The 275-nt window shown below is 42.9% G+C and carries 1 pseudogene; it reads right to left on the minus strand.

Features of this window, described 5'->3' with window-relative positions:
• Positions 1–275, minus strand: a pseudogene (locus AAEZ18_RS18785) (two-component system sensor histidine kinase EnvZ); the annotation flags it as partial.

Here is a 275-nt window from a genome sequence, read left to right on the forward strand (position 1 = left end):
GCTTTTAATGGTCTATTAAGGTGCCTTGCAAACAACCACCCACCCAGCACACTTAAAAAGCCAATACTTGATAAGTAAAAAGTTAAAAACTCTAAGTTGTTCTCTTTAAAGCCTTTAAGCGGTACTTTTACCCAATAACCTGGCGCTTGCGGTGCTTCAACCCAATAAATCAACGGATCAGTTTGGCTAATACGTACACGAGAATAACCACCAAGTTGCTCAGTCATGCTGCGCGATAGCATAGAATATTCGCGGCTTTGCCCAAGCCCTTGACG

This window comes from Pseudoalteromonas sp. 19-MNA-CIBAN-0066 (assembly GCF_040308705.1).
GTDB lineage: Bacteria > Pseudomonadota > Gammaproteobacteria > Enterobacterales > Alteromonadaceae > Pseudoalteromonas > Pseudoalteromonas nigrifaciens.